Below are 16,150 nucleotides of genomic sequence, written 5' to 3'. Positions count from 1 at the left end.
ACAGCCCCCATTCACAAGCAAAATAAAAAGGACTGTAGACAAACTCTAGAATTTCATTGAGTTTGTCTACAGTCTGACCTCCTTATTAAAATAAGGAGGTTTTTTGTGCAGACAAAAATTTTATTTTTTAACTGTAAGGAAGGAGATGTTCTATGTTAAGATAGTCATTAAGTTCCATTATAAGGGAATAGATTAGGTTAAAAGACATGAAGGAGGGAAGGGATGGAACCAAATTTATCACCTATCAGACCTAGTTTTAAACCAAAAGCTAATCATTTCTACATATCTATTAAGATGAAATTCTGGATAAGCCATGCTGTTTCTGTTGGATGGATGCTTTTTTCTATTTATCTTTCATTGCCTTGGCTGGAGAACTTGTCTTCCATTGTCTCTTTTCCTTTAGCTCTTTTCATTATTGGAGGAATCGCTTACGTTCCAGGTTACATGAATGCCTTTCTAATAATGAGCTTATTACTAGACCGGCAGCCAACATTAAAAGATGAACATCCAACTGATGCGGTAACCTTGCTTATTGCCGCTTACAATGAAGAAGCGACGATTTTTGACACCCTTCAATATGTAGCTAATCAAGATTATGATGGAGAAATCTATACGGTTGTCATCAATAATAACTCAACAGATCATACCTGCCAGGAAGTTATGAGGGCGAAGAAAGAGCTGAATTTAAATCTTACCCTCTTGCATGAGGCTAAGCCTGGTAAGTTCCATGCGTTGAATAAAGGATTGCAGTATGTAACCACGCCTTATGTTATTACTCTTGATGCAGATACGCTGCTCCATCCATCAGCTATTCGTTATCTAGTGTCAAGGATAGAAAGCAGCCCTGCCAATGTAGGTGCAGTAGCTGGATCGATGCTTGTTCGCAATAGCCGAGAAACAATTTGGACGAGAATACAGGAGTGGGATTACTTTCTTGGGATTGCCTCAATAAAGAGATTGCAAGGGTTATATCAAGGTACACTCGTCGCACAGGGGGCTTTCAGCTTGTATAAAACAGAATGTGTGCGAGAAGTTCAAGGGTGGCCTGATGCAATTGGCGAAGATATCGTATTAACTTGGAGGCTGTTACGTAACGAGTGGAAGGTGTATTTTGAACCTTTAGCTGTAGCTTTTACAGATGTGCCTCCTACGTTTAATCACTTTGTTAAGCAGCGTTCTAGGTGGGCAAGAGGGATGATCGAAGGACTAATTGAAGTGAAGCCATGGAATCAGCCACAATTATATACCAAATATTTAACGGGAATTAACTTGATCATGCCTTATTTAGACTTCATTTATACATTTTGTTGGATTCCTGGATTGATTTTAGCCTTTTTTGGTTTTTACTGGATTGTGGGTCCTATGACTTTATTCGTTTTACCTTTAACTATTGTCAGTTACGGCTCATTGTACATTTACCAGAAACAGTATGTATTTAAAAATCTTCATTTAAGAGTAAGAAAAAACAAGAGAGGATTCATTTTATTTATTCTCTGTTATCAAATGATTATGTCTCCAGTTTCTGTATGGGGATATTTGCAGGAGCTTTTTAAGTTAAAACGTGTGTGGCAATAAGTGGACTTCCATAAAGCCACCGTACGGTTTTTAATGCGGAAGAGGGTTTTTTCCAACTCTTTGATAAGAAAGAAGGATGTTTGGATAACCGGCAGCAAGCAGAAAAGGAGACTTCTCTGCTTGCTGCTTTTTCATTTTCTATTACTTGTACGCATGTGTAATATTTAAAGCTCTAAAGTTAGCCCATAGTATAGAAGAAGGGAGCAGCAGCTGGGATAAACGATTCCCGATGAAGACTCGAACGGGTGCACGAGACGAGGAGGCTTACGGACCGCCTGTCTGCAGTGAAAATCAACACTCAAGTATATATAATAAACGGACTGTTGCCCTCCTTTTTTAAGTGGCTGACCCTATGCGAAGAGAGGAAATTAAAGAGAGAATGAGATAGATTGTTTCCTTTAAAATAACCGGTAAAAAACAACATTGACAACATAATTGACAATGATTATCATTAATAATCATCAGAATACAAAAATACAAGATTAGGGGTCTCACAAATGAATCAAATAGTCCGAAATGTAGGGATTTTATTGCTGTCAAGCAGTCTTTTAGTTGGGTGTGGAGATGCCGGGTCAAAGGACTCGGAAAGCAAAGAAGCGAGTCAGGGCTTGAAAGCAGAGCAAGCGAACAAGCTGGATAAAGAAGTCAATACTTACAAGGAATTTGCTTCAGAGCAGCTGGACCAATTTGTTATTCAGACAGAAGCGTTTGCAGAAGCAGTCAAAGCAGGTGATGTAGAGAAGGCGAAAGAGCTATACGCACCAGCAAGGATGTATTTTGAACGTTCAGAACCTATTGCAGAGAGTTTCGGCGATCTGGATCCACGCATTGATGCTCGTTTGGCAGACGTGAAAGAAGAGGGGCAAGGAGAAGAAGAGTGGTCCGGCTACCATAAAATTGAAAAAGGTCTTTGGGTTGACGGAACGACTAAAGGATATGAAGCCGTGGCCGATCAATTATTAAAAGATGTAAAAGAGCTTCGTGCAAAAGTTGAAACAGTTGATGTAACACCGGATTTAATGATTACTGGGGCCGTTGATTTATTAAATGAGGTCTCTACATCAAAAATTACAGGAGAAGAGGAAATTTATTCTCATACTGACTTGTACGACTTTAAAGCCAACGTTGAAGGCGCTGAGAAAATTTTCGGGATTTTTAAGCCAAAATTACAAGAAAAAGATGCTGAGCTTGCTAAAACATTAGAAGAAAACTTTGGAACATTAAATGGATTACTAGCTAAGTACGAAGATGGAAAAGGCGGATATGTGTCTTACGAAACATTAACGAAAGAAGATACGAAAGCATTATCGGAAGCTGTCGATCATTTAGGGGAACCTTTAAGCCAAATGGCCATTGTTGTGGAGTGAGATAAATGAGCAATCAAGAGGAAAAATCCATCTTGCAAAAAGAAGTGTCTCGGCGTGACGTGCTAAAGTTTGCCGGAATCGGGGGAGCCGGGGTCATCCTCGGCGCTTCTGGTCTGACAGGGGCGTTAACGGCTTTTGGAGCGAACCCGTTTATTGATGACGATCAAACAGCAGCTAATAAAATTAATTTTTACGGTAAGCACCAGCCAGGTATTTTAACGAAGAATCCGGAGCATGTCTATTTTGTCTCGCTGAACTGCACCGCGAAATCTAAAAAAGAATTGAAGGAAATGTTTCAGCTATGGACAAATTACAGTGTTCAATTAATGAATGGCAAACTGGTGGAGCCTTATACGGCGAATAAGCTGCTTCCTACAGCAGATACGGGAGAAGCAGCAGGGCTTAATGCTTCCCATCTTACATTGACATTCGGGGTAGGACCGAGCCTGTTTGAGAAAAAAGAACTCGGGTTGAAACAGATGAAGCCGAAAGAACTAGTGGACCTCCCTCATTTTCCAAAAGATCAGTTGGACCCAAATTATGTCGGCGGTGACATCTGCATTCAAGCATGTGCAGACGATCCACAGGTCGCTTTTCATGCGGTGCGTAATTTAGTCCGCGCAGCAAGGGGAAAAGTAACGATGCGCTGGTCGCAAACGGGATTTAACTCTTATGAGATGAAAAATAAGAAGAAACTAACGCCGCGCAACTTATTTGCGTTTAAAGATGGCACTGGTAATCCAAATGTGGACAATGTGAAAGAAATGAATGAAGTCGTTTGGGTTCAGCCGGGAGAATCAAAAAGCTGGATGGCCGGGGGGACTTATTTAGTAGCGAGACGAATCCAAATGCATTTGGAGACGTGGGATCGCACGGCTTTATCGGCACAAGAGGCCACATTTGGCAGGCACCGTGACACAGGCGCCCCGCTTGGGAAAGAGGACGAATTTGAAGATATGGGACTTGAACGCAAAGAAAACGGCGAGCCTGTTGTTCCTGTTGATTCTCATGTATATCTGGCAAGGCAAGTGAAGGACCGTCTATTGCGACGTTCATTCTCCTACTCAGACGGAATCCATCCGAATACGGGGACGTTCGATGCGGGATTGTTGTTTATATCGTTTCAAAAGCATCCGAAACAATTTATTAATATCCAAAATAGTTTTGGCCGAGCGGACAAATTGAACGAATATATTACGCATCGTGGAAGTGCACTATTTGCCTGTTTTCCAGGCGTGAAAAAGGGGAGCTACCTTGGAGCGGAGTTGTTTGGTTAAGGAGAGGGTTAGATGAAAAAGATTGTTATCCTATTCGGTTTGCTGTTGTATATGCTTTCTCCTATACAACCCGTACACGCCGAGGAGAGTTACAGCGATTTATTTATCTCAGTCGGCGATGCCATGATGAAAACAAAAGCAGAGGACTGGAAAGCGGTAGATGCACTTGTTGCTCAATTGAATAAAGATTGGAAACAAGTAGATCAAACGGACAGCAAGGAAGCAAAAAAAGTAGATAAAGCCCTTTTGCAGGTAAATAAAGTAGCAGGCAAACATAAAAAAGAACCGATGCTCGCTGCTTTATCCGATATGTCGCATGCGCTAGTAGCGTTTGATAAGGAACAAAACCCAGTCGATGAAGAAGAACAGCGACTTGAGGTGAAGTCGGCATTTATGCCTGTTTTAGCTGATTTACAAACAGCTATTAAAAACAAAGATGCAGAGGAAGCCTATGCCCAATACCAAAAGTGTTTGTCGACATGGAACCGGAACGAAAGTATTGTGCGCGAACAAAGTATTGCTTATTATGGGCAAATCGAAACCCAGTTGGGCTTTCTCCGAATAGCACTGTTACAAGATGAGAAAGACTTTGAGCAAATTAGTGGCATCTACGACAAGTTGGCAGAAGCGGTAGATGGATTTGTCTCTGGCAGGGAGATAAAAGCTAACAATAACAATTACTCTTTACACACATTAGTTGATTTGTTAGGGAAAGCAGATCAAGCCATTGATAATAATCAGCCTAAAGAAGCTGTTTCTTTCTTGCAGGAGTTCTTAACAGTTTGGCCGTCAGTTGAAGGGGACGTTCGAACGCGAAACGGCGGTTTATATACCAAGCTGGAAAGTGATATTCCGATCATTGCCGGAAAGCTTTCTTCTTCTGATGCAAATGTGGTGGAAAAACAGCAAAAGAAGATCAATGAGTACAAGCAATCGATTGAGCTATTGCAGGGGAAAAGTTACACCATGTGGGATGCTGCATTGATTATGCTTCGTGAAGGATTGGAAGCACTGCTGATCGTAGCCGCTTTGATTGCCTTTTTACGAAAAGCTAATGCTTCGCAACATCAAAAATGGATTTGGCTCGGTGCTCTTGCAGGAATCATTATGAGTGTTGTAGCTGCTGTAGTCATTAATATTATGTTTTCGGCAGCCACAGCAGGGGCTAATCGGGAAACGATTGAAGGAGTAACTGGAATTATAGCCGTTGTTATGATGATCGGTGTCGGTGTCTGGCTGCATCAAAAATCGAACATGAAAGCATGGAACCAGTATATCCAAAAGCAAATGGGAACCGCTCTTTCAACAGGAAGTATTATCTCGATGGCGTTAGTCAGCTTCCTGTCGATTTTTAGAGAAGGAGCAGAAACGGTTATCTTCTACATGGGGATGGCCCCATCAATAAGTACAGGCAAATTGCTTGCCGGTATTTTGCTTGCTCTTGTTATTTTGAGTGTATTCGCCTTTTTGCTCATCCGTTACAGTACAAAAATTGCTGTTGGCCCTTTCTTTAAGATTGCCACCATTTTAATTTATTTCCTGGCGTTTAAGATATTAGGTATGAGCATTCATGCTTTACAGTTAACCGGCCATATTGGAACGACACAAATACACAGCTTGCCGATTGTTAGCTGGATCGGCTTTTATCCGACATGGGAAACGATTATTCCCCAATTGGTACTTCTCGCTATTATAGCAATGACTGCTATGTGGATGAATAAGAGAGCATGAATCAAAGAAATATAGTTTTAATCTAATTCTTAGTTCCTTGCGTTCCTGTTTATCAAGGATGATGTTTACGATGACCGCAATGCCTTTTACAAGGTGTTGCGGTTTTTGATATGGCACTTAACCTATTAAAATTGACTGTTAAGTAGCTCTGTAAACCTTCTGGTTAATTTCAGCCTTTATTGCCTAATGTAAAATAAGGTGCGATTAAGGTACTCTATTATTTGGAGAAAGGGCTGAGCGAATAAGAGAAAGGAGTTTATCTTGAGAGGGGCCGGGTATAAGGAAGTGTTAATAAAAAGTAAAGGGGAGAAGAAGAAAAGCAGGAAATGATGGAAAAATATAAATTAAGGCGCTGGACAACCTATTGTCCGTGTGTCGGGCAGCTTGTTAACCAAGAATTATCGTACACTGGCCAGGCCTCGGGAAAGAAAGACGTAGTCACTACATGCACAGGCATTGAAGATCAATGTTCTTCTTGTATATTTTTAATGGGTTCCAACATTTATAAATAAAGAGCAAGATGTACGAAGGCCTAATCATTATTTGAATTGAGAATGACTCATCCATTATTTCATATAAAACAACTAAAAGATGAACAGGTTTATCGCCCAGACAATGTGGAGCGATTTTTTTATTTGTATAGGTCCATCCTTGCAAATAATAGGCAATGTAATATGAAAAACGCTAGTAGCTGGAATCAGGGTATTCTCTCACTTCAAGCTAGTAACGTAAACGCGAAAGAAAAGACATCGAATAAACAGTCTTTTCAAGAAGCAGAGAATAGAAAGAGCAGGGAGCTGGAGTCATGGTTCAAGAAAGGGATCGTTGCTACGCTTCCTGATAAAGGGCTCATCCCGTTGTGGTATTTGCGGAGAAAGACGTTGAGCAAATAGAACAGCTAGGAGTAAAGGAATCATAAAAATTTAATCAAAAGCCTTACTTTCATTTAGAGGAAGTAAGGCTTTTTTGGGTGGTTATATTTTTGTTGAGCAAGAGAAGAAGAAGAGAATTTGCTCAGTTTGGATAATAGATAGTCATACTTAATCGGGTTAATGCTTCTCCAGAATTATAATAAGTATGGGGCTTATCAGCTCTAAATCTGATTGAATCGCCGCTTTTTAATTTATAGCTTTTTTCGCTGACACAAATGGTTACTTCTCCATCGAAAACTGTGATAAACTCCTCGGTTCCTTCTTTGTGAGCCTGAGAATTTAATCGTCCTTCTTTTTCAATCTCAACAGAGTAAACTTCAAAGCGCCTGTCCTCTTGAAAGGGGAAGGAGGGGTATACTCTATATCTGCCGTTGTCCTCATCCAGCACTTGAATATCACTTCTTAAAACTACTTTAGTATCAGGCTGCGGATTATTAATGAGAGAGGTAAAGGAAACCTTTAATCCGTTAGCAATTTTCCAAATCGTTGTTAGTGTTGGGCTTGACTCTCCTCTTTCAATTTGCCCGATCATTGTTTTGCTTACTCCGCTTAATTGAGAGACTTTTTCCAAACTTAATTTTTCTTTTTCCCTAATAGCCTTTAAATTTTTTGCAAGAATAAGATGAATTTCCTCCATCAAATCCCTCCTATATATTGTGCTTTATAACGTTTATTTTGTATAATAAAAAGCACGACGTTATATTGTCTGTTTCGGACATTATAACATATATCGTGAAAGGGGAGCTTGAAATGCCTGTATTTTCCTTCTTGCTATTTGTGATTATTACCAGTTTTACCCCGGGGCCTAACAATTTTATGGCAATGGCGTTTGCCAATAAACATGGAATGAAAAAAACAGTTAAATTCTCTTTAGGAGTAGGTGTTGGGTTTTTTATTATCGCGTTATTATGTAGTTGTTTTAATATTTTTCTTACAACTGTCATGCCAATCATTGAATTTCCTTTAACTATTTTTGGTGTAGTCTACATGCTATATTTAGCTTTTAAAATACTTACGAGTAAGGGAAATACTAATAGTAATAATCAAGATAAACAAAACTTTTTCTTAATAGGCGTCTTGGTGCAATTTGTCAATCCGAAAGGCATCCTTTTTGGTATTACAGTCGTCTCCACCTTCATTCTTCCTTACTACACTTCCTACTCCAGCTATTTTCTTTTTTCATTGTTTTTAGGAATGGTCGGTATAGTGAGCACATTTAGCTGGAGCCTGTTTGGTTCGGTTTTTCAAAAGTTCTTGGTAAAATACAGACGATCGTTTAATGCAGTAATGGCCGCCTTATTGGTATACAGTGCTTTTTCCATTCTTGTTAAATAGAGTCATGAGCAGAGGGGGATTTCAAGCAGGAAAAAACCATCTGTTTTTCTAAAGCAGTATAATGAAGAAAAACTCTGATTGGAATGAGAAGGAGGAATTACCGTGAATTTTATGTTTGATCATCTTGTTCACTTTGTGGAAGAGCCAGAGAAGGCGATCGCCTTTTTGAAAGAGAAAGGAATTGCAGCTGTTGAAGGCGGGGTGCATGAAAACAGGGGAACATACAATGCGGTCAGTTATTTTGATTTAAGCTATATTGAACTTTTAAGTACATATGACAAAGAGCTTGTGCGGCAAACGCAGCACCCCAAACATAGCTTCCTTGAAACAGTTGCCGAAGAACAATTCACTGAAGGCTTTTCCCGCATAGCCATTCGAACAACGGATATTGAAGGTGCAGCAAAGCACTTCAAGAACAAAGGATTAACGATTTATGGTCCAGAGTCTTTTAGCCGCAAGCGCCCTGATGGTAGCCTTGTTGAATGGCAGCTTCTTTATATAGGGGATCCGGCCGGCGGGATGGAGCTGCCGTTTATTATTCAATGGCAAGAGGAAGACGCCGAGAGAAAGAAGGAGCTGATAGAGAGGAAGGTCATCCAGCCGCATCCTTCTAAAGCTGTACTTTCTCATGTTACATTTGCTGTCCGTGACTTGGAAAAAAAGATTGGACAATGGGCGGAGTGGCTGAAGCTAGAAGCTGGCGAGGTCTTTATTGATGAGGTCTTACAGGCAAAATGTCAGTCATTAGAGCTTCAAGGCGGGCGATTAGTTTTTGGAAGCCCGATCGGTGAGGGAATCGTGGCAGATGTCCTTCGCCAGAGAGGAGAGAGACCGTTCCAAGTAGCCCTTTCCAGCCCAATTAAGAGCGAGTCATTTAGCTTATTTGGCGGCATTTATCAGATCGAGAAAATTTAATGGGTTAAAAGAGATGTAGAAGCTCAGCTCTCTACGTCTTTTTTTATTGGCGGGAACCTTCGTTTTATCAAGAAGAAGTCAGGGTAAGATAATGCTTAAGCTGCTTTTTTGTAGAGCTGGCAGCTTGTTTACAGAGAAGAAGGCTGTTTGTGCATCAAGAAGGTACATAACTAATTTTAAAGGAGCTGATCTTAATGGCATCCAGTCGTTCAATTCCTAAAGAAAAAGGGCTTGATCATACACTCGCTCTATTGGCGGAAGGGTATGAGTTTATTCCTGAAAGACGCAGCGAGCTGCAGTCTGATATTTTTCAAACACGTATTCTTGGACAGAAGGCCATCTGCATAGCTGGCGAGGAGGCCGCTGCTGTTTTTTATGATGAAAATTTGTTTACACGAAAGGGAGCGGCACCAAAGCGTGTACAAAAAACGTTGTTTGGGGAGAAGGCCATTCAAACAATGGATGGAGAGGAGCATAAACAGCGAAAGCGGATGTTTCTATCTATGATGACACCTAAACGTCTCGATGACCTCGCAAACATTACTAAACAGCAGTGGCAGGCGAAAGCCCCTGAATGGAAACAGAGAGGCGAAATCGTACTGTTTCATGAAGCAGAGGAAGTGATGTGCCGGATTGCCTGCGAATGGGCAGGAGTGCCGATTACAGAAGTAGAAGTGAAGCAGCGAGCGGCTGATTTTGGAATAATGATTGATACTTTTGCCGCTGTTGGCGGAAGATATCGGGAGGGAAAGCAGGCGCGTGCGAGATCAGAAAAATGGATTGAAAAGGTGATTAAGCAAATTCGCTCTAAAAAGTTGCAACCTCCTGAACATACAGCGGCTTACATTATCGCTTGGCATCGGGACTTAAATGGGAAAATGCTTGACGATCGAATGGCCGCCATTGAACTGATCAATATCTTAAGACCTATTGTTGCGATCGGTCGTTTCGTTACGTTTGGAGCTCTTGCTTTGCATGATTATCCGGAAGTAAGAGAAAAAGTAAAAGCGGATAAAGACAATTACAGCCACCTGTTTGTTCAGGAGGTCCGCCGTTTCTACCCGTTTGGCCCGTTTGTGGGAGCAAGGGTGAGAGAGGACTTTAAGTGGAAGGATTACGAGTTTAAAAAAGGAACATTGGTACTGCTTGATATTTACGGAACAAACCACCATCCAGATCTTTGGGATCACCCGGAAGAGTTCCGGCCAGAGCGATTTGCAGAGTGGAAGGAGAGTCCATTTTCTTTCATACCGCAAGGCGGAGGGGACCATTATATGGGACATCGTTGTGCGGGAGAGTGGGTTACTGTTCTTGTAATGAAGGAAAGTCTGAAGTTTTTAACGAAGAACGTCGCATACGATGTGCCAGAGCAGGATTTAACTTATGATATGAGCAGAATTCCATCCCTTCCTGAGAGCCGGTTTATCATCAAGAATGTCCAGCTTGTCTAAGAGAAAAACTTCTACAAACGATCCTGACATTGTGTGAGGATCGTTTGTAGGAATAGTGATTCATTGCATCTTCCGAAAGGATGGTTTATACTATTTTTAAACGATGAAAACTTTTTTTGTTTTTTTAGTTTCTTGTAAGGAGGATGATAAATGAAATCTCGTATTATGAAAGCTTTTCTTGAAGAGATTCATGATAAAAGCATGAAATTCACGATGGATGATTTAGCAAAAAGGCTAGGTATTAGCAAGCGCACGCTGTATGAACATTTTTCTTCAAAAACGGAAATTTTAGATGCAATCATTGATTCTAGTTTATTTGAATTTGATGAAAAAACCGAAGCCATTGTTCGCGATCCAGAATTGTCACTCCTGGAAAAAATAAAAGGGGTTATTACTGTCGTTCCTAAATATAATGAATTTTATGACTGGAAGATTTTAGATCAAATGAAGAAGTCTTATCCAGAGCAATGGGAAAGAATTCATACTGCGCTTAACCAGTGGGATGCGCTCCGTCAATTGATTGAACAAGGGATTCGCGAAGGGTTGATTATTGATCAAAATGTCTCTTTGCTTATTAAACTGATTATTGATGCAACAAACTCTACTCTTGACCGTCAATTTTTCTTGGAAAATAGTATAACGGTTACGGAGGCGTTAGACTCCATTGTGGATATTTTATTATTTGGCTTAGTTAAAAAAGATCGAGCATGAAGAATCCGGCTTTTTAGTCCGGTTTTTTTCCTCCCATAAAAAACTAATAAAACAAAAATAGTTTTGTTGTTTTACATTTATTTTGAAAGCGAGATGGAAGTATGAGCCTCCGTATATGTGAGGTAACAGCTGATAACTGGATGGAAGTAGCCTCCTTATCAGTTAATGATCATCAAAAAGATTTTATTGAAAGTAATTTGTTTTCTTTGGCTCAATCTAAATTTGAACCGCATTGGAAGTCTGTCGGCTTATATGATGGTGAACGGCTTGTTGGATATGCCATGTACGGGCGTGATAAAACAACCAGACGTGTATGGCTCGACCGCTTTATGATTGATCAAAAGTATCAGGGCAGGGGATATGCAAGCCGCTTTCTTTCACCTTTAATTAAAGAAATCCAACAGCACTACCATTGCGATCACATATATTTAAGTATTTATCCCGGAAACACAAAAGCCCGTTATTTATATGAAAAGTTTGGTTTTACATTAAATGGAGAAAAGGATGAAGCCGGTTTAGTTTGTGGACTTGTTATGGAACTTAACGTAGTAAGGAGAAGCATAGAATGAGCTCATCAACCTCTGCATTTCATCAGTTAGATACGCAGCCTGTCGGACGCATATTTCTGCGTTATTTGCTTCCGTCTATGATTGGCATGCTATTGATGGCTGTTAATATTGTGGCCGATGGAATTATGGTAGGAAACAGGCTGGGACCTGAAGCTTTAGCGGGAGTGGGAATTGCTGCTCCTGTTTACACAATCTTCGTAGCGCTGTCTCTTTGGATTGGTATTGGAGCAGCCACGAAGTATTCCATGGCTATGGGAGCAAAAAGAGTAGCAGAGGCCCGGGTAATTTTTACACATGCTCTGTTTTCAATCTTTCTATTTACGCTGCTAATTGGATTGGCTGCTTTTTTACTTCGCGATCCTCTTGCCTATGCGCTTGGTGCGAATCAAGATACCTTTCCATATGTGTCGGATTATTTATATGTCATTTTATTGTTTGGTTTTGTATTTACTATTGAAAATACGTTTAGTGTGTTTGTCCGTAATGATGGGGCGCCAAATCTTTCGATGGCTGCGCTTGTCGTATCGGCCTCTGCAAACATTATCCTTAATTATATATTTTTATATATTTTCGACTTTGGAGTGGCAGGTGCTGCTTCCGCCACCATAATCGCAGCCTTTCTTGCTATTCTCGTGCTGGCTAGCCACTTTTTGAAGAAATCAGGCAATTTAAGAATCGTGCGCTTTACCTTTGATAAAAAGCTGTTTTGGCTGATTATTGTGATCGGCTTTCCGAGTTTTCTGTCTGAAATAGGTATCTCAGTTTTTACTATTTCCCACAACGTTGCTTTTGAACGGACTGCCGGGACAGACGGTGTCGCCGCTTTTTCTATCCTTAACTATGTGCATAGTGTCATGCTGATGATGTTTCTCGGGATGGGATCGGCGATACAGCCGCTCATCAGTTATTACCATGGGGCTGATAATCAAAGGCGAAAGCGAGAAACCGTTCAAAAAGCCAGTTTGACTGCTATATTGGCAGGCGCTGCTTTTTTCTTTATTGGTCAGTTGGCGGCCGGGCCGATCGTTTCAATATTTGGTGATTTTTCCTCCGATGTAACAGCTCTTGCGACTCTGGGCATCCAATTATTTTTCATTGCTTATCTTTTTACAGGAACGAACTTTGTAATGATGACGTACTATCAATCTGTCGGCAATGTCCGCATGGCTATATGGATTACAGCTGCCCGCGAAATTGTTGTGATGTTCGTCTTTTTGCTCATTTTGCCGCCGCTTTTAGGAGTGAATGGTATTTGGCTCGCCATTCCAGCATCTGAATTTTTGGTCTTTGTCAGCATTTTATTGTATCAGCGAAAGGCGCAAGTAAGGGCCGTGCAAAGATAAGATGAAACAATGAAAAGCGGCTCTCCCTATCTAGGGAGAGCCGCTTTTGGTCCTATATAAACACTAATTAGTAAACTTTGTCACCGTTGAAAATAGAGTTTTTAACAACGACGTAATCCACATTGCGAATAGCTTCCAGCTTCGTTCCTCCAGCATAAGAAACAGAGGATTGAAGATCTTGTTCCATTTCAGTTAACGTATCTTGTAAAGGCCCTTTATATTCTACAAACATCTTCTTGCCTTCTACATTTTTCTTTTCACCTTTTTGGAATTCTGAAGCGGACCCAAAATATTCTTTATAAACCTTTCCATCTTGCTCGAAAAGTTCTCCTGGAGATTCTTCGTGTCCGGCAAATAATGAGCCAATCATTACCATGGATGCGCCAAATCTAATAGACTTAGCGATATCCCCATGGGTACGGATTCCGCCGTCAGCGATAATTGGCTTGCTTGCTGCTTTTGCACACCAGCGCAACGCAGCCAATTGCCAGCCGCCAGTTCCAAATCCAGTTTTAATTTTAGTAATGCATACTTTACCTGGTCCAATGCCAACCTTTGTTGCATCTGCACCAGCGTTTTCTAACTCTCTGACCGCTTCTGGTGTGCCGACGTTTCCTGCAATAACGAAGCTTTCAGGCAAATGTTTTTTGATATGCTGGATCATTTTTATTACCGCATTAGAGTGGCCATGGGCAATATCAATCGTAATATACTCTGGTATAAGCTGTTCTTCAGCCAACTGTTCAACAAAACTGTACTCTTCTTCTTTGACGCCTACGCTAATAGAGGCAAATAGTCCACGTGAATGCATGTCTTTAATAAAAGCTGGACGTTCCTCTGGCTTAAAGCGGTGCATAATGTAGAAGTAACCGTTTTCGGCTAAGTAAACAGCGATTTTTTCATCTATAATTGTCTGCATATTGGCAGGCACGACAGGCAGCTTAAATGTCCGCCCGCCAAAGTTGATAGTTGTATCACATTCTGAGCGGCTATTTACAACACATTTTGCCGGAATTAATTGAATATCTTCGTAATCAAACACATTTTCCATGATTAACACCCCTAAAAACGAATATTAAATATTTTTGATAAAAAAATGTTCGTCCAAAAGGTAATGTACCTCATTTTTGAGGGGATGTCAAAGCTTTTATGTGAAAGAGATGTGAAAAGCGGCATCTTTCTAAAAAATCAGAGAGAAAAATCGTTTATAAAGATAGACAGGGGGAAGGGAGGAGTGACATGCCAAAAGTAAAGAAACAGAAGAATACATAGAGCTGAAGGCCGGAAAGTACGGACTGTTTTTTAATAGAAATTATCACTTGATTTGATTAGCAAATGAAATCATGATTGGTATTTGATTTTTGGTAGGAAGTATTCTTTTTCTTTAGGAAACAGCTAAATTAGCAGGCACAATTTTGTTTATTATTCGCTGTGCACGATTACTTATTCGGCCCGTTTTGAAGATTCTTCAAGCGGTTACTCTGAGAGGAGACGAGCAATTATCCTGGAAGGAGAATAAATCATACCCCCAATAAAAACAGGCAGCTGAAGCCTAGTTTTTCCACAGACTTAGCTGCCTTGAGAAGGAAGATTTATTTATTTTCTGCTTCTTTAATAGCGGTTTGCGCCAGTTTTGAGATCGTTATGTCATCCATTGGCGGGTTATGAAGCCCAGCTCTTACATCCCGATAATATCTTTGGAGTGGGTTAGACATTTGCAGGCTTTTAGCACCGACTAGTCTCATGGACAAATCAACGATCGTAATAGCTGAATTTGTTACAATATGCTTGGCAGCTGCCAGTTCATTCGTTATATGAGACCGGCGCTCAGCATCGTCATAAGCTTCCGCTACGCTGTAGAGGAAATGGCGTGCTTTCATTAGTTCCAGATCAATGCGACCGAGCAAACTCTGCACGTTTGGCAGCTGGCTGATCGATCCGCTAATGCTATTTGGTGAATGTTCCACAGCGAATTTCAGTGCATAATCACGAGCGGATTGGGCGATGCCTAAATAACAGGCGGGGATATGCAGAATCCAGCCATTTATCTTGTCACCTCTTGGTCCGTGATTTAATTCTACGAAGCTTTCCTCCGCCACTTCTACATGATCCAATACGAGGTCGTGGCTTTCAGAGCCCCTCATGGCGATGACATCCCAGGTTTCTTTGATAGACAACCCTTTGGAATCTCTCGGAATAAGGAAAAAGCCAATTCCTTGTTTTTCTTCGACCCATGCGGATACGAGAAAATGCGTTAATACAGGTGACATTGTTGTAAAATTCTTTTGTCCGGAAATCACCCATTTGCTGCCTTTTTTCACTGCGTTAGTTCCAGGACGGCCACCACGGGTCGGACTGCCGGTTTGCGCTTCGCTTACTGCCCTGTTCACTAAAGCGCCGTTCAACACTTCTTGAGCAAAGGACTTTAGCTTTTCTTTTTCCCAGAGTTCTTTTTCATACAGCTCGCCAACAACCCCTTGATGCCAGCCGATCGCTAATCCTGTTACACTGTCCAAGCTCGCGATGGTTTCCTGAAGAAGTACCATGTCAGTCACCCTGATGCCCTCGCCCCCATATTCGACAGGCAAGGTTAATTTTGTATAACCCATTTCAACCAGCGTGTTGACATTTTTCTTAGGAAAGGATGATTGTTTATCGTTTTCCTGTGAATCTTCTTTAAAATCTTTCTCATGCTTCAATAATTTTTCCAGCCACTCTCTTTGCAGGCTTGTTCTAATAAATAATTCCTTGGACACATTCCACACTTCCTTAATAAAATCGGTTAACTTCAATTACTTTCCATTCAAGACCTATTCGTTTCCTACGTCAAGCAATTAAATTCCCAATTATTCTACAATTCTATTATAGATTTTAAAAACCAACTTTACAACCCGGAATTGTTATGTTAATGTTTGGATATATTCATTGAGCTGATAGAGAGGGA

General features: G+C 40.8%; 14 protein-coding genes. 11 read left to right on the top strand and 3 right to left on the bottom strand.

The annotated features are described in order from the left end of the window. Positions 1 to 222 precede the first annotated feature (222 nt). From ACH0BF_RS03880 to ACH0BF_RS03860, 5 genes are all read left to right on the top strand, one after another. Positions 223 to 1,575 (top strand): glycosyltransferase family 2 protein, encoded by a 1,353-nt coding sequence (locus ACH0BF_RS03880; RefSeq protein WP_406908876.1) that lies wholly within the window; start codon positions 223 to 225, stop codon positions 1,573 to 1,575. A 497-nt stretch (positions 1,576 to 2,072) separates the two neighbouring features. Beyond that, positions 2,073 to 2,942 carry an iron uptake system protein EfeO gene (gene efeO / locus ACH0BF_RS03875; RefSeq protein ID WP_120036564.1) on the top strand — a complete coding sequence of 290 codons (870 nt, stop codon included), beginning with the start codon at positions 2,073 to 2,075 and terminating at the stop codon, positions 2,940 to 2,942. 5 nt (positions 2,943 to 2,947) lie between these two features. Continuing rightward, positions 2,948 to 4,219 carry an iron uptake transporter deferrochelatase/peroxidase subunit gene (gene efeB / locus ACH0BF_RS03870; RefSeq protein ID WP_406908874.1) on the top strand — a complete coding sequence of 424 codons (1,272 nt, stop codon included), beginning with the start codon at positions 2,948 to 2,950 and terminating at the stop codon, positions 4,217 to 4,219. 12 nt (positions 4,220 to 4,231) lie between these two features. Further along, on the top strand, positions 4,232 to 5,950 hold the full coding sequence (locus ACH0BF_RS03865; RefSeq protein WP_340855381.1) for an FTR1 family iron permease: 1,719 nt from the start codon (positions 4,232 to 4,234) through the stop codon (positions 5,948 to 5,950). 674 nt (positions 5,951 to 6,624) lie between these two features. Continuing rightward, the gene (locus tag ACH0BF_RS03860) at positions 6,625 to 6,843 is read left to right on the top strand and encodes a hypothetical protein (protein WP_406908872.1); all 219 of its coding nucleotides are present in this window, start codon (positions 6,625 to 6,627) and stop codon (positions 6,841 to 6,843) included. Positions 6,844 to 6,964: 121 nt separating this feature from the next. Here the strand turns inward: ACH0BF_RS03860 and ACH0BF_RS03855 are convergent, their stop codons facing one another. Then, positions 6,965 to 7,519 (bottom strand): helix-turn-helix domain-containing protein, encoded by a 555-nt coding sequence (locus ACH0BF_RS03855; protein WP_340855377.1) that lies wholly within the window; start codon positions 7,517 to 7,519, stop codon positions 6,965 to 6,967. Between the two features lie 113 nt (positions 7,520 to 7,632). On the opposite strand from ACH0BF_RS03855, the gene ACH0BF_RS03850 reads away from it, so the two are divergent. The 6 genes from ACH0BF_RS03850 to ACH0BF_RS03825 all read left to right on the top strand — a co-directional run bounded on the left by ACH0BF_RS03850 (position 7,633) and on the right by ACH0BF_RS03825 (position 13,206). Beyond that, a complete protein-coding gene (locus ACH0BF_RS03850; protein ID WP_406908870.1) occupies positions 7,633 to 8,217 on the top strand; it encodes a LysE family transporter in 585 nt (194 codons plus the stop codon). A 111-nt stretch (positions 8,218 to 8,328) separates the two neighbouring features. Continuing rightward, a complete protein-coding gene (locus ACH0BF_RS03845) occupies positions 8,329 to 9,132 on the top strand; it encodes a VOC family protein (RefSeq protein WP_406908883.1) in 804 nt (267 codons plus the stop codon). A gap of 194 nt (positions 9,133 to 9,326) precedes the next feature. After that, positions 9,327 to 10,583, top strand: coding sequence for a CYP152 family fatty-acid peroxygenase CypC (cypC, locus tag ACH0BF_RS03840; protein ID WP_120036570.1), 1,257 nt, complete (start codon positions 9,327 to 9,329; stop codon positions 10,581 to 10,583). Between the two features lie 150 nt (positions 10,584 to 10,733). Further along, complete coding sequence (locus ACH0BF_RS03835) at positions 10,734 to 11,294, top strand: TetR/AcrR family transcriptional regulator (protein ID WP_406908869.1); 561 nt, start codon at positions 10,734 to 10,736, stop codon at positions 11,292 to 11,294. A gap of 101 nt (positions 11,295 to 11,395) precedes the next feature. Further along, positions 11,396 to 11,863 (top strand): GNAT family N-acetyltransferase, encoded by a 468-nt coding sequence (locus ACH0BF_RS03830; protein ID WP_406908867.1) that lies wholly within the window; start codon positions 11,396 to 11,398, stop codon positions 11,861 to 11,863. Further along, positions 11,860 to 13,206: an MATE family efflux transporter gene (locus ACH0BF_RS03825; protein WP_340855370.1), complete on the top strand. Its 1,347-nt coding sequence runs from the start codon at positions 11,860 to 11,862 to the stop codon at positions 13,204 to 13,206. The genes ACH0BF_RS03830 and ACH0BF_RS03825 overlap by 4 nt, the downstream gene beginning before the upstream one ends. Positions 13,207 to 13,273: 67 nt before the next feature. Here ACH0BF_RS03825 and guaC read toward each other — a convergent pair whose 3' ends face one another. Beyond that, entirely contained in the window at positions 13,274 to 14,257 is a 984-nt protein-coding gene (gene guaC / locus ACH0BF_RS03820; RefSeq protein WP_120036574.1) for a GMP reductase, read from the bottom strand. A gap of 541 nt (positions 14,258 to 14,798) precedes the next feature. After that, entirely contained in the window at positions 14,799 to 15,962 is a 1,164-nt protein-coding gene (locus ACH0BF_RS03815; RefSeq protein WP_406908865.1) for an acyl-CoA dehydrogenase family protein, read from the bottom strand. Positions 15,963 to 16,150 lie beyond the last annotated feature (188 nt).

This window comes from Pseudobacillus sp. 179-B 2D1 NHS (assembly GCF_045370945.1).
Classification (GTDB): Bacteria; Bacillota; Bacilli; order Bacillales; family Domibacillaceae; genus Pseudobacillus.
Note: the sequence above shows the minus strand (reverse complement) of the source record. Positions and strands in the feature narration are given on the sequence as shown.